Below are 20799 nucleotides of genomic sequence, written 5' to 3' on the forward strand. Positions count from 1 at the left end.
GGTGTCGGGCGTGTCCGGGTGGCCCGAACTGGGCGAGGTCGCCCGGGCCGCCCGGCTCGCCGGCGGCAAGGTGCTGCCGGAGATGCGCAAGGGCCTGAACAAGATGGGCCCGCCCGCGAAGAAGGCCGTACAGGAGTCGGCGCTGGCGAAGCTGCCGAAGTCGGGCGGCTTCGCGGCCACCATGCACCGGGCGATCCGGATGCGCGTGAAGTCGGACCTGGGCCTGTCCACGGCCGGCGTAACGCTGGTGACGACCGCCGCCGGCCGGGGCCGTCTGCGGCACATCGGCGCCATTAACTCCGGCCGGCTGCGGCACCCGGTCTACGGCCACCGGACCCGCTGGGTGACGCAGCGCGTACCCGAGGGCTTCTGGGACGACGCGATGGACAAGACCAGCGACGTCGCGCACCAGCGCATGCGCGAGGTGCTCGACGCCACCACCCGAACCCTGAAGGGATGACACCCACCCGTGATCATCGAACTGCGTATGTGCGACGAAGACCGCGAGGTGCTGGGCGGGCCCGAGTGGGTCCAGCTCGACACCGAGCGGGTCATGGACACCCCGGCGAGGGACCTGATCCGCTGGGAGTCCGAGTGCGGCTACCCGATCGAGCAGGCGATGGCGGACATCCGCGACTCGCGACCGCCGGCCGCGTCCACGCTGGTGCTGCTCTGGCTGGCCCGCAAGCAGGGTGGTGACCTGTCCGGCGGCCAGCTCGATGATGGCCGGCCGGAGCCGTACTCGCGCCTCGCCTCCGTGCGGACGCTGCGGGTGTCGATCCGACGAGCCCGGGACGACGAGCCGGCGCCCGAGGCGGAGGCCGATGCCATCCCCCCGGAGAGCGCGCCCGCGCCCTGATCGCGGGCCGGTTCATCCGTGCCTGGCTGCGGGAGTGGGGCCCGCCCCTGGCCCATTTCTACCCCGGCCTGCCGCCACTCCGTGAGCTGTCCCCGGTGGACATCGTGGCGTACCTGGAGTGGCGCCGTGACGCGCTGACGGAGCGGCCCGACGACGGGGACGCGGTCGACTTCGACGCCGACGGGGCGGACGACTTCGGGGGGTGACCGTGGCCAGCGACAAGCGGGAGCTGCTGCTCGTCATCAAGGGCGACGACAAGGCGTCCGGACCGCTGAAGAAGGTCGGCGACGCCGCCGATGACGCCAAGGACGACCTCAAGGATCTCAACGCCGGGCTGAAGAAGCTGGACGACGCCTCCGCTGACGCCACGGCCCAGATCGCGAAGCTGCGGGCCGAAATCGCGAAGACCGGCGACCTGGAACTGGTCAAGGATCTCGCCAAGCAGGAACAGCGACTCAAGGCGTTCGCCCGCCAGCGGAAGCTGCTGCTGGGCGACTCGCAGGTCGACACCAAGGGCGTCGCTGATATCGGGGTCGGCATCGGCGCCCGGCTCGGCCCGATCGTCGTGCAAAGCCTCGGCCAGGCGGTCGGCAAGGCTGGCCCGGGGATCGCCATCGGCGCGCCGATCGTGGCCGGCGTAGCGACCTGGCTGACCTCGGCGGCCGGCGGGGCGGTGCTGGCCGGCGCCGCCGTCGGGGCCGTCGCCGGAGGCGTAAAGCTGGCGTCGAAGGACCCGCGCGTGCAGGCGGCCGGCGCCGAGATGGCCAACTCGATCGGCAACCAACTGGAGCGGGCCGCAGAGCCGTTTGTGCCGGCAACCCTCGGGGCGATCCGCACCGTCCGGTCCGGGTTCCGTGACCTCGATGACGAGCTGTCCGGCATCTTCGGCTCGGCCGCGGACTACGTGCAACCTCTGGCACGGGCGCTGGTCGGGCTCGGAAAGAACGCCGCGCCGAGCCTGGAGCGGTTGGTCCGGGCGGCCGGGCCGGTAGTGACGATGCTGGGCCGGGAACTGCCGGAGCTGGGCGACGACATCGGCTCGGCGCTGGACTCGATCAGCGACAGCGCACCGGCCGCCGCCCGGTCGCTGGGTCTGGTGCTCGACATCGCAGGGGCGGGCATCAAGACCGTCGGCGGGGCGGTCGAGCTGGCGTCGAAGGCGTTCATGTACGCCGACGTGCTGGCCGCCGCGTTCCGGGGCGGCGTCGCCGAGGCAGCCGGTACCGCCGGGGAGTACGCGACGGCGGCGGCGGAAGCCGATCGGGAGTCGACGGACTGGGCTGCCGCGCTGGCCGATCTCGGCAACAAGGCGGGCGCGGCAGCGGTCGAGGTCGAATCGCTGCACGACGCGCAGGTCCGGATCACCAACTCCAACCTGTCTGCGGCCGAGGCCAACCTCCGCGTAGCCGAGGCGATCGACGCGGTCAAGGAAGCGGCCGACGGCCGGAAGCGCGTCACTCGGGCCGAAGAGGCGGCTCTGTATGACCTGGCCCGGTCCCTGAACGAAGCTACAGCAGCGTTCGATGATCAAGGGCACAGCGCGCACCAGGCGAGCGAGCGCAACCAGCAGATCCGCCGGGACTTCATCCGGGCCGCCGAGGCGGCCGGGCACTCCCGCAAGGAGGCCGAGCGGCTGGCCAATCAGTACCTCAACATGCCCAAGGGCGCGAAGCTCACCATCACAGCGAATACGAAGCAGGCGGCCAACGCCCTGTCGGCGGTGCGGAACACGCTGAACGCGCTCGACGGCCGGGTGGCCCGCGCGTCGGTCTACATCAGCGCATACCGGAAGAACTCCCTGCCGGCGTACAGCGAGGGCGGGCCGGTGCTCGGGCCAGGCCCGAAGGGCGTCGACTCGCGGCTGGCGATGCTGGCGCCGGGTGAGTACGTGCTCTCGGCGCGGGACGTCGACAAGCTCGGCGGCTCGGCCCGGATCGATGAGTGGCGGAAGGGCCTGCACGACGCGTCCCGGCCTGCGGTGGCCGGCGGGGCGAGCATGCGCGGCGGCGGCGGCGCGGTCATCCAGCTGGCCGCCGCACCGGGCGCCCCGGGCGAGCTGGTGCGGTACCTGATGCCGTACCTACAGGTCCGGGTCCTCAACGGCTACGGCGGCTCGGCGCAGCGCGCGTTCTCTGCCGGACGGGGATAGGGGGTAGGCGGTGGCGGTCGAGTTCGTCGCGGACACGGAAACCACGAACGGCACCGCCGGCACCAGCGTGGTCGTTGCCCGCCCGTCGGGCACCGCCGCCGGGCACGTCCTGGTCGCGTACGTCGCGGCCACCAGCGTCCCGGCCATCACCGCGCCAGCCGGCTGGACCCCGATCACCTCGGTCGACGCGAGCAGCTCGGTACGCCTCTCCGGCTACTACCGGGTTGCCGACGGGAGCGAGCCGGCGTCGTGGACGTGGACGCTCGGCAGCTCCCAGCGGGCATGGGGGTGGGTCGGCGCGTACTCGGGCGTCGACACCACCAGCGTTCTGGGCGAGACGGACACCGAGGCCGACACCTCGGCGGGCACCTCGTGGAGCGGGCCGCGGGCGGACGCGACTACGGGCACCCGGTACGTCGCCGCCCTGGCGACGGTCCGGACCGCCAGCGGCGTGGCGACCACGTCGACCGTCTCCGGTGGTAGCGAGCGGGCCGACCTGTCGACCAACGGCGGGGCGGGCACGGACATCGCCGCGGCGGTCGCCGACGGCGGGTACACCGGCTACCTGGAGGACGTGTCGTACCTGCCGGGCTGGACCACCAGCCAGTCCTGCACGGCCGGCGCGATGGTCCTCGCCGTGCTGTCGCCTGCGATGGTGCCGTACGGCGGCGGGCCGGACATCGCGCCGACGATCGAGGCCGCCTGGGGTGCTGACCCGGACGGCGACCCGGACGACTGGACGTGGGCGCCGCTGACCGGGGTGCTGGTGGAGGCGGGCATCACGATCGACGTCGGCCTGGGCCCGGAGGCTCCGCCGTCGGGCCTGGTGGCGCCGCCGACGCACGTCAGCTTCACTTTGCGCAACGCTGACGGCCGTTACACCCCGGACAACCCGCTGTCGCCGCTGTACCCGGACGTCGTCCAGGACGTGCCTCTGCGGATGACGCTGCCGTACGGCTACGCCCCGCCGACGCCCCGGTTCGTGGTCTTCGCCGAGAGCTGGGACCCGGACTGGGACGCCTCCACCCGGGGCGCGACCGTCCGGGTGGAGGCGTACGGCCGGCTCCACCGGCACCAGGCCGTCGACACCCCGGTCGAGTCGGCGATGCGGCGGGCGCTGTCCGGGATCCTGCTTGGGACGACGGGCTCGCGGGCGGTCGGCTACTGGCCGGCCGAGGACGCGGCCGACGCTACGCAGGTGGCGTCGGCGATGGACGACCGGCCCGGTCTGGTCACCGGCGCGTGGTCGCCGGCCGCCGCCAGCGACTGCCCCGGGTCGGCGCCGCTGCCGACGCTGGCGGCGGGGACGCGGATCCAGGGCTACGTCAAGCCGTACGCCGGTACCGGGCACTGGTCGGTGGCGGCGGTCGTCAAGGTGCCGTCGGCGCCGGCCAGCACGTCGCCGCTACTGAAGGCGACGTGCACCGGCACCGCGCCGTACTGGACGATCGAGCTGACGCCCGCGTCGCCGGACACGCTTCACATCCGGGCGCACCTGGACGGCGACACGTCGCTGCTCAATGACTCGGTCGCCGTGGTCGAGGCCGACGTGCACGGGCAGTGGATCCTCGTCTACCTGCGGGTCACGCAGAACGGGTCGAACGTCGACTACACCGGCGGCTACGTCAGCGCCAACGCCGGCGTCAGCAAGTCCGGCACCCTGAACTCGCGGACGATCGGTGTGGTCCGGGAGGTCCGGGTCGACGGCACCACGTCCACCGACGGCATCGGTGTCGGGCATCTGCTGGCCGCCGCCGATTCGAACTTCAGCCCGGGCGTCGTGGGGCTGATCGCGCTCGACGCCGGCTCCGGCGACCGGCCACTGAGCCGGGTCGGCGACCTCGCGGACATGGCCGGCATGCCGCTGATCACCTACGCCGACCTACTCGTTGAGGACCCGCCGATGGGGCCGCTGCTGCCGACCACGCTGGTCGCGGCGCTCGACGAGTGCGCGGCCACCGACCAGGGGCTGATCCACGACGGCGGGCCGGCCGGCGAGCTGGTGATGGTGGCCCGGTCGTCGCGGTACAACGCCGACGTCCGGATGCCGATCGACGTGACCCGGCGCGAGCTGGGGCAGCCGTTCGGGCCGACGTACAACAGCCGCTCGCGGGTCACCGACCTGACGGTGGCCCGGGCCGGCGGGTCGTCGGCGCGGTACACCGACACGACGGTCCGGGGCGGCCGGGCGCAACAGGTGACGCTCAGCCTGTCCCGCGACCAGTGGCAGTACCCGATCGCCGGCTACCGGGTTGCCGAGTCGATCGCGCCGGGCCTCCAGTACCCGGCAGTGACCCTGAACCTTCGGCGCACGCCCGCGCTGGTCGAGCAGTGGCTGCGGTCCCGGATCGGCTCGCGGGTCACCGTCGAGAACCTCTGGGACACGCACGGCCCGGCACCGGTGGACCAGGTCATCAAGGGCTACAGCGAGCGAATCAGCAAGACCCGCTGGGAGGTGACGCTGCACCTGACGCCTGCCGCACCGTACGACGTGGCGGTACTGGAGGCCACCGACGACACCGCGTTCCGCACCGACGCGGGCGGGACCACGCTGGCGGCGGCGGCCGGGTCGTCGGCGACACAGCTCCTGGCGGTGTCCGAGGGCGCGCTGCTGTCCACCAGCAGCGGCGACTTCCCGGTCGACGTGGACCTCGTGGGCGAACAGGTGACCATCACGGCCGCGCCCACCAGCGCGTTCGCCGACCCGTTCTCCCGGACGGTCGGGTCCGGGTGGGGCACGCCCGGGCAGAGTGTCCCCGGCACTGCGTACACGGTGGTCGGCACGGCCAGCGACTACAACGTGGTGGGCGGCACGACCGGGCGGATCACGACGGCGGGCGTCAACACGCTCTACCTGGCGTACGCCGACATGGGCTCACCCGACGGCGAGGTGGATCTGCAGGTGGTGGTGCCGGTGCTGCCGACCGGTGCGGCGATCACGCCTCGGGCGGTAGGGCGGCTGACCGATGCCAGCAACTACCTGGAGGCGCAGGTCAGTATCGCCACCAGCGGCGCCGCGACCTTGCAGCTCTTCCGCCGGGTCGGGGGGTTGGGGTCGTCCATCGCCGACGCGGCAGCCGTCTCGGTCGGCACCCACTCGGCGGGTAACGCATGGCGGATCGTGCTCAACTTCATCGGCGAGGTGGTCCGGGCGCGGGCCTGGAACGCCACCAGCGGGACCGACCCCCGCCGCTGGCAGACCGTCGGATCCGACACCCTGGTGCCGCTGGGCACGAACATCGGCGCCTCGGTCCGCCGCGAGACCGGCAACACCAACGGGTCCCAAAACATCGACTGGGACAACATCACCGCGCAGAACCCACAGGTGCTCGCCGTGACCCGGGGTGCGTACGGGCGGGCGCACGACGCGGGCACCCCGATCAGGCTCTGGCGCGGCCGGGGCATCGCACTGTAGAAGGAGGCGTCGTGCCGTTCGCTGGCTTACAGAAGGTGACCGCCAACCAGCTCAACGGGCTGATTACCGGCGTGTACTACGCGATCGGGTCGGCCGATCTTAACGGGGCGGCGACGAACGCGGACGTGCCGGGCGTGACCGTGGACGTCACCACGGCCACGACCGGCGCCACGTACGCGGCGTTCTGCACCTGGGCGGTCGACCTGACCGGCAACGTCACCACGGAAGGGCTCGGCCGGCTGAGCGTGGACGGCAGCCTGCAATCCCCGCTGGTGCGGTGGGGGCAGGCCCTGACCACCGACCGGCTGATGCAGACGCAGACCTACTCCGGCCAGCTCGGCAGCCCGGACACCTACACCTTCAAGATCGTGGCGTCGCCGCCTGCATCGCACACGATCCAGGGTGCGAACTCATCGATCCTGGTCCTGATCTTCGAGGCGGTGTAACCGGTGACGATCGCCCCCGAGAACCTGAAGGCGGTCCGGCGGCTGCTGCTCGACCACCTGGACATCCGAGAGAACTCGAACGCGTACCCGACCGACCTGGACCCGAACGAGGTCGGGATCATCGGCGACCCGAACCACCGCGGCGGCTACCACTGCGGTCGGGACCGCGTCGATGACGACGACTACTCGGTGCGGGAGTCGTCCCGGGACCGGTCCGGGTTGACCGAGGCGGCGTCGGCGCTGGACATCGGCCAGTGGTCGACCACCGTGGCGGGCAAGCGGCACGACCTGCGCAGCATGTCGATCTGGCTGGTCGCTCAGTGCAAGGCCGGCGCGGCGGACACGCGGGACATCCGCGAGGTCATCTACTCGCCCGACGGTGACGTGGTGAAGCGCTGGGACCGGCTCGGGAAGCGGTCGTCCGGCGACAGCTCGCACCGCTGGCACACGCACATCTCGTACCACCGGGACGCGACCCGGGCGGGCCGGGACCTCACCGCGCTGTTCCGGCGGTACCTGACCACGATCGGCCTCGCGGCCGGAGAGGACGACGACATGTTCTGCCAGTACGGCCAGCGCGGGGCGGCGGTGAAGCTGCTCCAGTACCGGCTACACAACCTCGGCCACTCGCCCGGCGACATCGACTCCACCTACGGGGACAAGACCGCCGTAGCGCTGGCCGCTGCGGTGCGTGCCTACAACGGGGCCGTGACTGACGGCCGTACCTACGGGCCCGAGCAGATGATCTACCTGGACGTGATGTGGAGCCGCAAGTACGGCGGCGGTGGCCAGCCCGGACCGGCCGGCCCGCCCGGAGCCCCGGGCCCCGCCGGCCCGCCCGGACCGGCCGGGGACGTCACCGCCACGGTTGCCGGGGCGGTCGCCGAGATCGGCCGCCGGATCGTCGCCGGCGCCGCTTCAGAGAGCCAGGCCCGTGGGTGACGCTCGAGCAGCGGGTCCCCTTGCTGCGGGACCTCATCTGTCTACTGGCCGGGCTGGGCGGGTTCGGGCACTCGGTGGTCACCGGGGCGGGGTGGCCGCCGCTGCTGGTGTCCGCCGCCCTGATGGCCGGGCCCGGGGTCGTGCAGCTCTGGCTGGCCGGGCGTACCCCGGGCGGTGGGCTGTCGTCGGTGCCGGTGCTGCCGGATCCGTCGCTGCCGTCGCCGTCGCCATCGCCCGCGCCCTCGGCGGGTGAGGGCGCGTGAGCCCGCACCGTAGGCCGGTGCCGCTCTGGTACGCGCTGCTCGCCGTGCTCCTGTCGGTGCTGGCGGTGTCCGGCGCGACGCTGGCGTACACCGCGCACGTCCAGCGGGAGGCGGCGGCGGCCGACCGGGCTGCCGACCGGGAGGCGGACCAGCGCTGGTGCGAGCTGCTGACGGTGCTGGACGAGGCGTACGGCAGCACGCCGCCGCAGACGGAGCTGGGCCGGCGGGTCGCCGACGCGGTGCACCAGCTGCGGGTCGGCTTCAACTGCACCTGAACTTCCGGCCTGGCCATTCAGGTTTCGGGCCGCTTCCTTGAAATCGACCTGAGGAGGGTCACCATGGGCACCACCTACGTACCTGCGTCGGCCAGCGCCGACGCGAAGAACCGCGCGTTCCGCACGTTCTGGCAGGGGCTGCTGGTCGACGTCGGCGCGGTGCTCGCCGCCGTCCTGGTCGTCGCGCTCGGGGACATCCAGTGGACGGAGACGTACTGGATCGGCGTCGCGTCGCTGGTCGGCAAGACGGTCATCACCGCCGTGGTGTCGTACGTGGCGCGGAAGACCGTGCCGCCGGCACCGTGATGTGTCGCCGCGAGCCGCCTCAGCGGACGGCGCCGAACGTGCCGATCCCACCGCCGCGCGCTGAGCCGCCCCCGCCGCCTCCACCACCGCCGTCCGGCTGACCCCTGGGGTACGCTCCAGGCACTACCGAGGCCCGGTGCAGCGAACGTAGCGGGGCCCTCGCATTGCCCAGGACTCCGAAAAATGAGGCCCCGCCGTGGACATGGGGCCGACGCGGCGCACCAGGGCGTAGCCACGTACGCCCGCGCCACCCGTACCGGCGGGGAACCCGGTGCCCCGCCGACGGGCTCAGGCTCGGCAACCCCCGCTGCGGGGTGATACGCAGCAAGCGGCCCCGGTCGGTCCCTTACGGGATCGGCCGGGGCCGCTTCGTCATGTCCGAGGTCAGGCCGTCCGGTCGTGCCGAGCGGCGATTTCCCAGAAGTCCACGCCGTTCACGATGGCCGACAGGTCCAGGTCACCGTGCTCGGTCAGCGGGTACCCGTCGAACTCCCGGTCGTGGGCGGGGCCGTAGAAGTCGTTGCCGCTGAGGCTGACGCTGTCCGGCAGCGCGTCGTTGATGGCGGCCCGGTAGTCGGCCGCGACCGCGTCCACGTCGTAGTCGCTGACGTGGTCGCCGAGAGCGACTACGACGCTGTCCTCGACGGTGAGGTGGGAGCCATCGGCGTTGGCCCAGGTGCCGTACGAAGTGGTCGTCGTCATGGTCTGCTCCTTGATCGGGACGATGCGGGCTGCGGGCTTGCCGTTGCGGGTGAGCACGATGTCGGCGCCCTGCTGGACGGCGGTTACAATGTCACCGAGCCGCTTTCGGGCGTCTTCGATGCCAATCTCTCGGCTGCTCATGGCCTAAACCTTAAGGTATCGGCGAGCGTGATCGCAAGAGGAACCTTAAGGTTCCTCGGACCGACACGGCGGCCCGGTCCATCGAGGACCGGGCCGCTTCGTGCTGTGTCGGTGCCTTCCGATCCGGCCCGCCCCACCTGCCGTAGCCGTGGCCGGCGGCCGGAGGGTGGCCCGCCGACACCGGCAGCCTGCCCGGTCGTTGCCGCGACCGGCTACACCAGACTGCCGCGCTGTGGATAACTCCATGCCCTGTGGACAGCCGCCTGATCACGGGCCGATGTGGTAGGAGGCCGAGCGGCGGGCCGGGGCGTCGGCTTCCGGGCCGACCGGGGCACGGCGGGCCGGGCCTGGACCGGCGCCGGGGTGGCCAGCCGGCACAGCCCGGCGAGCTGCACGAACACCTCCCGCCGCTCGACTGCCTCGCCGTGGCCGTCGAGCACGTACCCGGACAGCCAGCACCAGCCGTGATACGTCGGCTTCCGATCCACCCGCAGCACCCGGAACGTCAGCGCCCGGTCGCCGGAGAACTGGACCGACGCCCGCCGGTCGATCCGCAGCAGATCCCCCGGCCGGAGACCGGTCACGGGACGTGCCGGGCCAGGACGTCCACCCGGGCCATCAGCTCGATGCACGCCGGGTGCGGCGCCACGCTGTCCCAGTGGCACGTCAGCGGGTCGTGGCCGCGCACCCACACCCAGAGCTGGCCGCCGTCCTCGCGGGTGATGCCCTTGTCGACGCGGACGATCCGAACGTCGACGTACCCTTCGACGTCGGCGCCCCGGTGGTAGTGCGACCACTCGCCCGCCTCCAGCCGTACCCGGGTGTCGACCGGCACGTCCGGGATCTGCGGCGGCGGGATGTGCGGCGGCCGGGTCACCGGCGTGGTCCGGGTACGCGCAACCACCGTCGGCCGTCCCACCGGTAGTCGCGGACCCGGCGGGGGAACTCCCGCCGCCAGGCCGTGCGCACGTCGTACAGGTAGGTTCGGGCACGCCGGGCTCGGCGTCGCAGGGTCGTCAGCACGCTGTCACCTCCGGGTACGCCACGGCGCCCCGGAGCACAGGTCACGGAGCGCCGCTCAATGTGGGCGAATCGTTGGCGCCGGCCCGGGCGTGGCACGGGGGACCCGGCCCGGACCGGCCGGTCCGCAGGGTGTTCGCGTGCCAGCCGGGAGACTGGCAGACCCTGCGTTCCACATGCCAGAGTGCGCCGTCCGTGACCGTGAGTGAATGTGCGCGGCGTGCGAGGTTCGCGGCCCGGCCGCGAAACCGGTACGTGACGTACCGGTCAGCAGCCGACCAGCGCTGCCAGCTCGGCCAGCTCCGCCCCCATCGCCCGGCGACGGGCCGCCGCCAGGTCGGCCACGATGTCCCGGGCGTACCGCTGGTGCCGCAGCCACGCCGGTGCCTGCCGGCTCAGCCTGGTCAGCACCTGAGTCGCGTCTGCGTACTGCCCGGTCTGCACGTGCGCCCAGGCCACATCGAGCTGATGCCGCCGCTGACTGGTCGGCACCGTCGCCGTGACCGGCATCCGCTCCGACAGCCGCAGCACCGCCGCCGGGTCCCCGGTCACCGCCGCCGCCTCAACCCGTGCCATTTCGGCCCGCGCGGACCGGAAGCCTCCGACGATCGCCAGCCGCCCGGGGATCGGCCGGTCGCCGAGCCGGGCCCCGGCCGCCGCCGCCGAGTCCAGCATCTCGGTCGCGTCGTCCGGGCGCTGGTCGCGGGCGGCAGCCGCAGCACCGAACAGCAGCAGCCACCCCCACACGGCGAGTTCCTCCGGCTGCGCCCGGGACATCCGCGGCTCGACCCGGTCGGCCGTCGACACGGCGAGCTGCTCGGCCTCGGCCAGCCGGCCCTGCCGCAGCAGCAACCAGCTCGCCCCCTTGACCGTGAGCGCGCCCAGGATCGGATCGCCGGCCGCCTCGGCGGCGTCGAGCGCACTACTGATGGCGGTGTACGCGAGGTCGCCAGCCCGGAGCTGGATCAGCAGTTCGCCGGTGAGATAGCAGACGTCGGCGAGCGCGGCGTGCGCCTGCGGTCGGGCCCTCGCGGACGCCGTCTCTACGGCGAGCCGGCCGGAGGTGATCAGCGACGGCAGGATGCCGAGCACGGTGCCGTAGTCGCCCCGGTGGTACGCCTGGTCGGCGGCGCGGAGCCGGCTCCGGATCGTCGGCAGGGTCGGGGGCGGGCCGTCGGGGAGTCGGACGGTGCCGCCCGGACCACGTGCCGGGGTGAGCGCCCGGCGGATGTCGATCAGGCTGAGTGGCAGGTGGTCCGGCTCCCGCCGGGCTGCCGCGCTGGTCGCGTCGCCGAGTAGGTCGGTGGTGCGTACGCCGAGCGCCCGAGCCAGCCGGCCGATGGTGGGCAGTCTGCTGCTGGTGCGGCTGTTCGTCTCCAGCTTGCGGATCGTCTCGACGCTGAGTCCGGCGTGCTCGGCGAGCTGCTCCTGTGTGAGCCGTTGGCGGCGGCGGTGTCGAGCGATGTTGTCGCCAAGAGTCGGGTCCATCGGGCCTCCCAGGTAGGGCTGGGGGTGGCTGGCGGCCCGGGCCCTACCCCGGACCGCCACTTCGGACGGTACACCGCCAGGTCAGCGTCGTCACGCAGTGCGCCTTGTATGTGACTTAGGGCTGGGGGGGGGGGGGCATCGATGACGGTTTTTCGGCTATGAGATTTCTTAGGGTGCCCTTAAAAAGCGACCCCCTCCCTGGCCAGACGCCAGGGAGGGGGTGAGATCCTGTGCGGGACCTAGTGCTCTGACGGGTGCATGGTCGGGGTGGGCAGCGTGCGGATGGCCAATCGGCGCTGCCCACTCTTGACGAGCGTGTAGATCTGCGTGGACGTTACGGACCGGTGCCGCATCAGCTCCTGGATCGTCCGCAGGTCAACCCCCGCCTCCAGCAGCATCGTCGCGAACCGGTGCCGGAACCGGTGCAGGTGCACGTCCGGCAGCTCGATCAGGTCGAAGTGGTGCCGCCCGTTCGACGACAGCCACGGACCCGTCACCGGCTCCCCCTCGTGCGTCACCAGCGGGCCCGGCGGACGGTCCCGGACATGCTCCCAGATCACCGGATGGCAGGGCACTACATCCTCGTTCCCGCCCTTGGACAACACCCGGATGTCGTCCTCGGTGACGTCCCGCCGGTCCGCCCGGGCGATCTCACTCGCCCGCAGGCCGGCGTACGAGGCGAGGAGGATCGCCGTGTACCAGGGGTCCCCGGACCGGTCCAGGGCAATGCTCAGCTCGTTCTCGCTGACCGGTTTCGGCACCCCGGCGGGCTTCCGGGGTCGCGCCATGTCGGCGGCCGGGTCACCGTCGAGGATGCTGGCGGCGGTCGCCCACCGGTAGAAGGCCCGCACGTGCATCGCGTACGTGCACCGGGTCCACCGGGACCAGCCGGGCCGGCCGAGCCACGCGTCCAGCTCGGTCGTGGCCGCGTACGCGAGGCCGTACGGCAGTTCGTCGTGCAGGCGGTGGAGGATCTCTCTTCGGGACTGGATGGTCCGCTCTGACTGGCCAGCAGCTCGCAGGCTCGCGAGGTGCTGATCGATGAGTTCACTCATCGCTAGATCCTGTGCCTCGTTACGAGGGTGTTTCAAGACCTGGTCGCGCATAGTGGCCTTTCGGGTACGTGCAGATACCTCCGGGTAATGGCTGTCCAGATCAGACACTCTCGGCCGCCCGGCGGATTGTTGTGACGGGTTCCTGACTACGGCGTGACCTGGGAACGGTTCCACCTTTGCGGGCCGGCTACTCGCCCTCGGCGGCCCGGTACTGGCCGTCCTCCACCCACCACTGCCCCTGGATCCGGTCGCAGTCGGCGATCTTCCCCTGGCACCACGCGGTCCCGGCCGGCGGCCGGTCGATGTAGATGAACGGCGGCCCGCTGTCGTGGGCGGTGCGCTGCGGCACCAGGAAGGCGAACACGAGCGCCAGCAGCAGCGCGGCCTGGACGGCCGCCTGGACGGCGAACCAGGTCGACGGGCGGCGCAGCCAGCGGGCCGGCGGTCGGTGGTGCTTGCCCCGGGCGGCCATCTCAGGCCGCCGTCGCGAGTGGACGCCCGGCGGGCCGCGTACCCCGGGACCTGTGCATCGCACGGGGTCTGGTGCGGGTGACGGGTCGGCGTGCGTCGCCGACCGTCGTGATGGGACGTTCGTGCTGGTAGAGCGCCTGCGAGCGGATCTCGCTGGGCAACCCGCGAGTAGGCTGACCACCGTCTCCGTCGCCGTCGGGGCCGACCAGCAGCCACAGGTAGTCGCAGCCGGTCCGGTTCGCGATCTGCTTCGCGACCTCGATGTGTCGGCGGGGCAGGGTGCCCTCCATCTCCCAGAGCCTCCACGTCGCCGCAGGTAGGCCGCACTCTCGTGCCGCCTCCTTGACGTTCCAGCCCATCCGCAGGCGTACGAGTGCGAGTCGAGCGGCGAACGTCGACGTATCGACGGTCCACCCTGTCGTGGGCGCAACAGCAGTAGTCGTCATGACGGACAGCTTACAGGCTTTGACACAGCGCGCAAGGAATCGGGCACAAAGCTGTCCTTGACACAGGTCTACCCATCGCCTAGCGTTCTGTCCATGACACAGCTTCCTGACCTCCTAACGGTAGCCGAGGTCGCCGAGGCGGCCCGGGTCAGCGACGAGACCGTCCATCGCTGGGCCCGCGAGGGCAAGCTGCCGCACATCAAGCTGCCGTCCGGCCTGAAGCGGTTCCCCCGCGACGGCGTGGAGGCGATGCTGCGCGGCGAGCAGCCGGCCGGATCGGTCGACGCGGCATGAAGACCACCCAGTACGTACGGCAGGAGCGCGCCATCTCGGCCGCCGACTCGGGAGGCATCCGGGAGCGGTGGTTGTGGGGCCTGCGGCTCCTGCGCGATCCGGAAGCCATGTCGTCGGAGAAGTCACTTCGGCACGGCGTCGCGGATCAGCTCATCGCGGCGGCCGGCAAGGACGCCCGGGGTCGGAACCGGCTCGGCGAGCAAGAGATTCAGCGCCGCCTGCGGTGCGCTCGGGCCTACAAGACGGAGGCCGAAATCCGTGCGGCGCTCACGGATTTCGGGACCTGGGACGAGCTGGCTCGCGCCGGGTTCCCGGCCTACGAGGCGCCGGAGGGTGAGCCGCCGGCCGACCACCGGACCGAGGCCGAGCGGGAGCGCGACGCCGCTCGGGCGCTGCTCGACCTGATCGGCGAACAGGGTGCGCTGTTCCCCGCGAGCGACTTCGAGCCGACGACCACGCCGCTGAAGGACCTGAAGGCGTACGCGGACGAGATGGAAGAGCTGACCGGGCGGTTCGTGGAGCGGGACCGGAAGCGGCGCGCGTACCTGGACAGCTTGATCGCGGCGGTTGACGGCGATCTGGGCGCGACGTGGCAGGAGGCGCAAGAGCGCCTGGACTCCAAGGCAGCCGCGTGAACGCCCGGGGCACCCGCCGTCCGCGCGGCCGGTCCACCCGCAGCCGGGGCTGGAACATCCGCCAGTCGCCGATGCCCGGGTGGAACTCGCCCGCCGGCCCGCCGCCGGCCAGTCCGGTCCCCGGCACCGGTAGCGGCTGCCGCCGCTCGGCCGCCGTCGTCATCGCCGTGATGTTTGTGCTGCTGGTCGCGCCGGGCGTGGCCATCACCGCCGCCGCATACCTGATCTGACCCCGCCACCCCGAAGGAGTAGCGCGCCGTGTACCAGGCCATCGGACCGATCACCGCTCGTCTGCTGGTCGAGCACGGCGACCGGGCCGAGTCCTGCGCCGCCTGGTGGCCGCCGCGTCTGCACCCCGCGTACGCCCGTCCGGCCGCTGACGGCTGGCACTGCGGGCGCCCGTACTCCCCGGCCGGTCCGTCCATCGAGTTCGCCGCTCGTCAGTCACCGGACCGGTCGGGGTCCACCGTCGCGGCGACCGCCGCCGCCTGAAGGAGAAGCCGTGTTCGCACCGTGGATCGCGCTGGTCCTGGCCGCCGTGTACGTCGTCGCCGGCATCGTCGCCATCCGGAACCGGAACCGGCCGGAGATCGAGGCGCGGGCACTGGCCGTCGCGCTGCCGCTGGCCGCCGTGTCGGCCGTGCACTACGCGATGGCGGCGGCGTGGCTGTCGGCCGTGCTGATCGCCGGAGTCGCCGTCGTGGACGCCGTGTTCCTCATCCGTGCTCGGCGCCGGGCGTACGCCCGCGAGCTGGAGCAGATCCGCAACCGCTGACGCAAGACGGTCCGGGCGCTCTGACCCGCCCGGACCGCGACCCCCAACCCTCCCTACGAAAGGACCGGGGACATGCCCGAGACCGTACCGCAGACGCCGGCCGAGGTCCGCGCCGACCAGATCCAGCCCGGCGCGATCCTGCCGCTGGCGATGAGTGGCGGGCGCAACCTCGCCGAGGTCGTCGCCTGCACCCCGTACACCGACTCCGACGGCGCGCACATGGCCGCTCTGACCGCGACTCCGGTCGGCGGCGGTGAGCCGCAGATCCTGCGGTTCCGGGCCGGCGCGAAGCTGGCCGTGGCGACCGACGCCGAGGTGAAGGCCGCGAGCCTCGCCCCCCGGTCCGCGCTGTTCGACGTGGTCCGCGCTGGGATCGACGCCGGGCTGCCGATCCCGGACATGATCAGCATGCCGAGCAACAACACCATTTTCAAGCTGCACTTCGCCGACGACAGCCCCCTGATGGTCGACGCGTGGGCGGCCCACCTGGGCATGCCGGACGCGGCCCGGTCGGGCCACGTAGTCAAGGGTGCCGGCTTCCGCGACTTCGAGCCGTACGAGTCGAACTCCCGCAACTGTTCGGGCCTGCGGGGCTGGGCCGTGAACATCGACACGTTCATGACGGTCGAGCCGGAGACGGCCGAGACGTCCACCGGGGATTCCTCCCCCTCGGTGGCTGGCGCGGCGGGTGGGACGGGCCCGGCCGCGCCGTCCGGGCCGGAGGTGCCAGCCTCCGGCCCGGACACCAACGCCGTGGAGTGGCCCGGCGAGCGCCCGGCCGAGCCCGGCGAGGTGTGCACGTGCGGCCGGCCGGCGACCACCGTCTTCCTCGGTAGCCAGTTCGGCGACACCGGATGGTGCGGCATGCCGCAGTCGGCCGACGACGTGTGCCCGTGGTGCGGTGAGAAGCACGTCGGCCGCTGCCCGAAGTACAAGCTCCGGCCGGACGCGCCGGTAGATGAGACGGCCGCCGAGGGTGCGAGGGACGACGACACGGCCTCGGTGGATGCGACGGCGACCGACCCCGAGCGGGTCGACGGGCGGACCTCCCTGCCCGTCCGAGCCGACGCAGTCCCGGCGGCGCCCAGGGGGATGGGCGCCGCCGGGATCACCCCCGACGCTGATGAGCGTGCCGTGTTCGACCGGGTCACCGGGGCCGCACTGCGTACCGAGGTAGACGACGACGGCCGGTGCCCCGGGTGCGGGCACGAGGCCGAGCACCTGCTCGACGCGGGATGCGTGGCGCGGCCCGGTGGACAGATGGGTATGGGCCGCTGCGGCTGCAAGCACCGTGCCGGGATCACCCCTCGGCCGTCGTACGACGCGAACCCGACCCTGCTGACCCGCCCCGGCTACTCGATGGACCAGGCGTACGCCGAGTACGCCACCCACCTCGACGGCTGGGCGCCGGGCTGGTACCGCGACGACCAGCGCCGGATGGCGCCGGGCCTGGCCCGCGAGGCGCAGGCCCGCCGCGAGGCCGAGCAGAACGGCGCGGACCAGTGATCTGGGTCGCGGTCGGTCTCATCGTCGTCGGCGTGCAGGCCCTGATCATCGGCCTGTTCCACGGCGCCCGGAAGACCAACCGGGAGGCGGAGCGGGGCGAGCCCGCCCGCCGCCCGGCGGCCCCGGACCTGTCCGACACGCTCGCCGCCCGGATCGCGCAGGCCGACCAGATCGCCGCCGCCGGTGCCGCCGAGCTGGACGCGGTCGACGCGCACCTGGCCACCGCGATCCGCGACGTGCCGCCGGCCGGGATCGCCGCCCTGGCGCCTGACTCCTTCGAGGCCGACCTCGCCGCCGTCATCCGCCAGGCCGAGTCCATCACCCGCTACGCGTCCGGCGACACCTCCGACCTCCCGATCATCCCTGGAGACCAGTCATGACCTACCTGATCACCGCCGCACTCGGCCTGGCCGCCGTCGCCATCCTCGCCGGCATGGTTTGGTTCATCGCCCGCGACGGCGGCGAGCCGGAGCACCCGGGCGCGGACGACGACTACGCGACCGAGGTCCACGAGATGGCCGTCGCCGGGCCGGCGCACGCCGAGCCGCTGACCGCCGAGACGCCGGCGGTGTACGTGAGCCGGCACCACGAGGACACCGTCGAGATCGTCACCGGCGAGTACCGGCCGCTGTACTCCCGCGCGTTCGCCGCTGCGGTCGGCTGTGAAGAGTTCGGGGCGGCCCGATGATCGCCCGGGAGCCGCTCGACCTGACGCGGGTCGATGAGCTGCTGGGGCTGCTTTCCGGTGCCGACCTCGCCACGCGGGGGTACGTCGCGGACAAGCTCGCCGCCGAGGTGCCCGCGCTGGTCGCCGAGCTACGGGCGCTGCAGGCCAAGCGGGACCGGCGCCACCTGATGGGCATCGCCGAGCGGCTGCGAGCCGAGCGAGACGGCCTCACCGCCGAGGTCCGGCTGGCGTGGGGCGAGGTCGAGCGCCTGCGGGCGATGGTGCGCCGGGTCATCGCGCTGACGAGGACCACCGACGGCGACGAACTGAGCCCGGATGCAGAGATCCCGGTCGGCGAGCTGTACCGGGTGCTCTACGTCGAGCCCGGCGCCGCGCTGCCCGAGCGGACCGCCGTACCGGGCGAACCGCTGCCGCCGATCCCCGACAGCGCGCACCCGGCCGACGCAACCCCGCTGGACACCCCCGAGGCCGTCGACCGGGAGCTGCGCCGGCTCGCCGCCGAGACCGGCGAGCCGTACGAGATCGTCCGCGACCTCTACGACGCGATGGTTGCGTGCGGCGAAGAGCACCTGATCGAGCGCGACCAGCACGAGCTGTCGCTGGCCGAGTTCAGCACCCTCGACCAGGACGGCAAGCGGTGGTGGGTGCTGCGCGGCCCGTCCGGCGCGATCTCGCTGACCGCCGCCGTCGTGCCCGCCGGCACCAAGCTGCCGCGACTGAGCACCGCGATGATGGTCCGCGACCGCGACGGCAGCGCGCTGTTCCCGGACTGCTTCACCGCCCACCGGCCCGGTGACGACCGGGAGTGCCCGGCGCTGCCCGGCGGCTGCGACGCCGACGGCGACGCGATCTCCGGTGCCGCGAAGGTGCTGGAGTCGTGGGCCGCGACCGGCAACGACGACGACGTGATCCGGGACGCGCTGGTCGACGTCTACCGGCGTGAGCTGCTCGGCGGTGACCGGTGAGTCCGGAAACCCTGGCCGCGCTGCGCGAGCTGGTGAAGGCGGCGGCCATCGCGGAGAAGCGGCACCCGAACTGCGGCGCGTTCGGCCACATCCGACACGCACTGAGCTGCCTCCCGCCGGAGCTGCGGGTCCAGGTCGGCGAGATGCCGGCGCACGAAGAGGACGACCGGGAGGACGGTCGCGCCGAGGTCCGCCGGCTGACTGCCGAGAACATCGAGCTTCGCCGCCGGCTCGCCGAGGCGCGCGGTACGCAGCTCGACCTGTTCGGGCCGATCGGCGGTGACCGGTGATCTCGACGCTCGCGGCCACGCTCGCCGCCGCCGAGGACACCGGGTCCGTCGTCGCCCTGGTCGGCTGCGTGCCGCTGTTCGTGATCGGCCTCTTCGTCTTCCAGCTCTGGGACAGCAACCGGGGTGATCGGCGATGACCGCCGTTGAGCTGCTGCCCGCCGCCGAGGCCACCCCGGACAATCCGCGCTGGCACGAGCTGCGCCGGGCCGGGGTCACCGCGTCCGAGGTCGCCGCGCTGGTCGGCATCAGCCCGTGGGACTCGGCGTTCTCGCTCTACCACCGGAAGGCCAACGGCTGGGAGGTAGAGGACAACGAGGACCTGTCCAACGGTCGCCGCTGCGAGCCGGTCATCGCAGAGTGGTGGGCGGACACCCACCCGGACGCGGTCGTGTGTCCAGCCGGCCTGTACGCCAGCCAAGCCCGACCGTGGCAGCTCGCCACCCCGGACCGACTGGTGCACATGGCCTGCCCGTGCTGTGACGGATCCGGCGGCGGCTGCGGTTGCGGCGGTGGCTTCGGCATCTCGCTCTGCGTGGACTGCCGGGGCACCGGTGCCGGCGGCCCGGCCCACGCGGTGCTGGAGTGCAAGTGGACCGCCCGCTGGGACGGCTGGGGCGAGCCCGACACCGATGAGATCCCCGTCTACTACCGGGCCCAGGTGCTCTGGCAGTGCGACGTCCTCGACGTCGATGAGTGGCACCTGGCGATGCTCGGCCCCGGCGGCTTCCGGGCCTACCACGGCCGCCGGGATGAGAAAGACCTCCGGATCCTGCGCGGTGCGGCGGCCGTGCACATCGCCCAGCGCGCCGCCGGCACCCCGCCGCCGATCGATGACCACCCGGCGACCGCGACCGCGCTGAAGGCGCTCCACCCGTCGGTGGAGGACTTCGACGTGGAGGTGCCGGTCGAGCTGGCCGAGGGCTACCGGCGGGCGCGGGCGCTGCGGCAGCGGATCGAGCGGGTGGTCGACGGCTACGAGGCCCGGATTCGGGCGGCGATCGGCTCGGGCCGCCGGGCGATGTGCAACGGCCGGCTGGTCGCGTCCCGGTCGGTCTACGACCAGTCCGGCGACACGGCCGAGCTGACCGCGCTGGAAGACGACTGGCCGGTCGTGGACCGGCTCAACCCCGGCCGATCGGCCACCTACGCCTGAGAGGAGCTGTCCGATGGGACTGGACATCACCGCCTACAGCCACCTGAACCACCTCGGCAAGCACACCGACGACTGGTGCGAGAGCGAGGAGCACATCCAGGCGTACGCCTACGACGCGTTCCCGGAGTCGTTCCGGGGGATCCCGATCCTCGGCACCCGCGTAAGCGGCTCAACATTCTTCGACGGTGGCTGCTACGAGCGCACCGAGAAGACGGAGGCGCACGGCTTCCGGGCCGGCTCGTACTCCGGCTACGGCCGCTGGCGGGACGGCCTGCGCGAGGCGTTCAACCCGGCAGCCGATCCGGCCCGCCCGTTCTTCGAGCTGATCTGGTTCGCCGACAACGAGGGCTCCATCGGGCCGGACGCCGCCCGGGATCTGCTCGCCGACTTCCGCGAGTACGCCGACCGGTACGCCGCCGAGTTCGCCGACGACTACGACCGGCAGCGGTACGCCGACTGGACCCGCGCCTTCGAGCTGGCCGCCGACGGTGGCCTCGTCTACTTCCACTGAGGAG

Annotated in this window: 29 protein-coding genes; 22 read left to right on the forward strand and 7 right to left on the reverse strand. The window is 72.6% G+C overall.

What is annotated here, in order from left to right:
• The first annotated feature begins 10 nt into the window (after window positions 1–10).
• From O7626_RS00165 to O7626_RS00205, 9 genes are all read left to right on the forward strand, one after another.
• On the forward strand, window positions 11–460 hold the full coding sequence (locus O7626_RS00165; protein ID WP_278058070.1) for a hypothetical protein: 450 nt from the start codon (window positions 11–13) through the stop codon (window positions 458–460).
• Window positions 461–469: 9 nt separating this feature from the next.
• Entirely contained in the window at window positions 470–859 is a 390-nt protein-coding gene (locus O7626_RS00170; protein WP_278058071.1) for a hypothetical protein, read from the forward strand.
• A gap of 202 nt (window positions 860–1061) precedes the next feature.
• Complete coding sequence (locus O7626_RS00175) at window positions 1062–3008, forward strand: hypothetical protein (RefSeq protein ID WP_278058073.1); 1947 nt, start codon at window positions 1062–1064, stop codon at window positions 3006–3008.
• Between the two features lie 10 nt (window positions 3009–3018).
• On the forward strand, window positions 3019–6423 hold the full coding sequence (locus O7626_RS00180) for a hypothetical protein (RefSeq protein ID WP_278058075.1): 3405 nt from the start codon (window positions 3019–3021) through the stop codon (window positions 6421–6423).
• Between the two features lie 11 nt (window positions 6424–6434).
• A complete protein-coding gene (locus tag O7626_RS00185; protein WP_278058077.1) occupies window positions 6435–6869 on the forward strand; it encodes a hypothetical protein in 435 nt (144 codons plus the stop codon).
• 3 nt (window positions 6870–6872) lie between these two features.
• Window positions 6873–7811 (forward strand): peptidoglycan-binding protein, encoded by a 939-nt coding sequence (locus O7626_RS00190; RefSeq protein ID WP_278058079.1) that lies wholly within the window; start codon window positions 6873–6875, stop codon window positions 7809–7811.
• Window positions 7808–8074, forward strand: coding sequence for a hypothetical protein (locus tag O7626_RS00195; RefSeq protein ID WP_278058081.1), 267 nt, complete (start codon window positions 7808–7810; stop codon window positions 8072–8074). Before O7626_RS00190 ends, O7626_RS00195 begins: the two co-directional genes overlap by 4 nt.
• 17 nt (window positions 8075–8091) lie before the next feature.
• On the forward strand, window positions 8092–8349 hold the full coding sequence (locus tag O7626_RS00200) for a hypothetical protein (RefSeq protein WP_278058083.1): 258 nt from the start codon (window positions 8092–8094) through the stop codon (window positions 8347–8349).
• 63 nt (window positions 8350–8412) lie between these two features.
• Window positions 8413–8655, forward strand: a complete 243-nt coding sequence (locus O7626_RS00205) for a hypothetical protein (protein WP_278058085.1) — start codon at window positions 8413–8415, stop codon at window positions 8653–8655.
• A 384-nt stretch (window positions 8656–9039) separates the two neighbouring features.
• On the opposite strand, the gene O7626_RS00210 is transcribed toward O7626_RS00205, so the two are convergent.
• The 7 genes from O7626_RS00210 to O7626_RS00240 all read right to left on the reverse strand — a co-directional run bounded on the left by O7626_RS00210 (window position 9040) and on the right by O7626_RS00240 (window position 13978).
• A complete protein-coding gene (locus O7626_RS00210) occupies window positions 9040–9498 on the reverse strand; it encodes a type II toxin-antitoxin system prevent-host-death family antitoxin (RefSeq protein ID WP_278058087.1) in 459 nt (152 codons plus the stop codon).
• Window positions 9499–9710: 212 nt separating this feature from the next.
• Window positions 9711–10082: a hypothetical protein gene (locus O7626_RS00215; RefSeq protein WP_278058088.1), complete on the reverse strand. Its 372-nt coding sequence runs from the start codon at window positions 10080–10082 to the stop codon at window positions 9711–9713.
• Complete coding sequence (locus tag O7626_RS00220; protein WP_278058090.1) at window positions 10079–10402, reverse strand: hypothetical protein; 324 nt, start codon at window positions 10400–10402, stop codon at window positions 10079–10081. Before O7626_RS00220 ends, O7626_RS00215 begins: the two co-directional genes overlap by 4 nt.
• Window positions 10403–10785: 383 nt before the next feature.
• Window positions 10786–12006 carry a helix-turn-helix transcriptional regulator gene (locus O7626_RS00225; RefSeq protein ID WP_278058092.1) on the reverse strand — a complete coding sequence of 407 codons (1221 nt, stop codon included), beginning with the start codon at window positions 12004–12006 and terminating at the stop codon, window positions 10786–10788.
• A 239-nt stretch (window positions 12007–12245) separates the two neighbouring features.
• Window positions 12246–13061 (reverse strand): tyrosine-type recombinase/integrase, encoded by an 816-nt coding sequence (locus O7626_RS00230; protein WP_278058094.1) that lies wholly within the window; start codon window positions 13059–13061, stop codon window positions 12246–12248.
• Between the two features lie 187 nt (window positions 13062–13248).
• Window positions 13249–13533: a hypothetical protein gene (locus O7626_RS00235; RefSeq protein ID WP_278058097.1), complete on the reverse strand. Its 285-nt coding sequence runs from the start codon at window positions 13531–13533 to the stop codon at window positions 13249–13251.
• Window position 13534: 1 nt separating this feature from the next.
• A complete protein-coding gene (locus O7626_RS00240) occupies window positions 13535–13978 on the reverse strand; it encodes a hypothetical protein (protein WP_278058099.1) in 444 nt (147 codons plus the stop codon).
• Window positions 13979–14071: 93 nt separating this feature from the next.
• Between O7626_RS00240 and O7626_RS00245 the strand changes: the two genes are divergently transcribed.
• The 13 genes from O7626_RS00245 (at window position 14072) to O7626_RS00305 (ending at window position 20795) form a co-directional block, all read left to right on the forward strand.
• Complete coding sequence (locus O7626_RS00245; RefSeq protein ID WP_278058101.1) at window positions 14072–14272, forward strand: helix-turn-helix domain-containing protein; 201 nt, start codon at window positions 14072–14074, stop codon at window positions 14270–14272.
• Complete coding sequence (locus O7626_RS00250; RefSeq protein ID WP_278058103.1) at window positions 14269–14907, forward strand: hypothetical protein; 639 nt, start codon at window positions 14269–14271, stop codon at window positions 14905–14907. The genes O7626_RS00245 and O7626_RS00250 overlap by 4 nt, the downstream gene beginning before the upstream one ends.
• The gene (locus tag O7626_RS00255; RefSeq protein WP_278058104.1) at window positions 14904–15137 is read left to right on the forward strand and encodes a hypothetical protein; all 234 of its coding nucleotides are present in this window, start codon (window positions 14904–14906) and stop codon (window positions 15135–15137) included. Before O7626_RS00250 ends, O7626_RS00255 begins: the two co-directional genes overlap by 4 nt.
• Before the next feature lie 28 nt (window positions 15138–15165).
• Window positions 15166–15399, forward strand: coding sequence for a hypothetical protein (locus O7626_RS00260; RefSeq protein ID WP_278058106.1), 234 nt, complete (start codon window positions 15166–15168; stop codon window positions 15397–15399).
• Window positions 15400–15409: 10 nt separating this feature from the next.
• Window positions 15410–15682: a hypothetical protein gene (locus O7626_RS00265; protein WP_278058108.1), complete on the forward strand. Its 273-nt coding sequence runs from the start codon at window positions 15410–15412 to the stop codon at window positions 15680–15682.
• A gap of 72 nt (window positions 15683–15754) precedes the next feature.
• Window positions 15755–17188, forward strand: a complete 1434-nt coding sequence (locus O7626_RS00270; RefSeq protein ID WP_278058110.1) for a hypothetical protein — start codon at window positions 15755–15757, stop codon at window positions 17186–17188.
• Window positions 17185–17568, forward strand: coding sequence for a hypothetical protein (locus O7626_RS00275; RefSeq protein ID WP_278058112.1), 384 nt, complete (start codon window positions 17185–17187; stop codon window positions 17566–17568). Before O7626_RS00270 ends, O7626_RS00275 begins: the two co-directional genes overlap by 4 nt.
• Window positions 17565–17876: a hypothetical protein gene (locus O7626_RS00280; RefSeq protein WP_278058114.1), complete on the forward strand. Its 312-nt coding sequence runs from the start codon at window positions 17565–17567 to the stop codon at window positions 17874–17876. The genes O7626_RS00275 and O7626_RS00280 overlap by 4 nt, the downstream gene beginning before the upstream one ends.
• Complete coding sequence (locus O7626_RS00285) at window positions 17873–18841, forward strand: hypothetical protein (RefSeq protein ID WP_278058116.1); 969 nt, start codon at window positions 17873–17875, stop codon at window positions 18839–18841. Before O7626_RS00280 ends, O7626_RS00285 begins: the two co-directional genes overlap by 4 nt.
• The gene (locus tag O7626_RS00290) at window positions 18838–19131 is read left to right on the forward strand and encodes a hypothetical protein (RefSeq protein WP_278058118.1); all 294 of its coding nucleotides are present in this window, start codon (window positions 18838–18840) and stop codon (window positions 19129–19131) included. Before O7626_RS00285 ends, O7626_RS00290 begins: the two co-directional genes overlap by 4 nt.
• The gene (locus O7626_RS00295) at window positions 19128–19268 is read left to right on the forward strand and encodes a hypothetical protein (RefSeq protein WP_278058120.1); all 141 of its coding nucleotides are present in this window, start codon (window positions 19128–19130) and stop codon (window positions 19266–19268) included. The genes O7626_RS00290 and O7626_RS00295 overlap by 4 nt, the downstream gene beginning before the upstream one ends.
• A complete protein-coding gene (locus O7626_RS00300) occupies window positions 19265–20284 on the forward strand; it encodes a lambda-exonuclease family protein (RefSeq protein WP_278058121.1) in 1020 nt (339 codons plus the stop codon). Before O7626_RS00295 ends, O7626_RS00300 begins: the two co-directional genes overlap by 4 nt.
• A 13-nt stretch (window positions 20285–20297) precedes the next feature.
• Window positions 20298–20795, forward strand: coding sequence for a hypothetical protein (locus O7626_RS00305; protein WP_278058123.1), 498 nt, complete (start codon window positions 20298–20300; stop codon window positions 20793–20795).
• Window positions 20796–20799: the final 4 nt, after the last annotated feature.

This window comes from Micromonospora sp. WMMD1102 (genome assembly GCF_029626265.1).
In the GTDB taxonomy this organism is placed as follows: domain Bacteria; phylum Actinomycetota; class Actinomycetes; order Mycobacteriales; family Micromonosporaceae; genus Plantactinospora.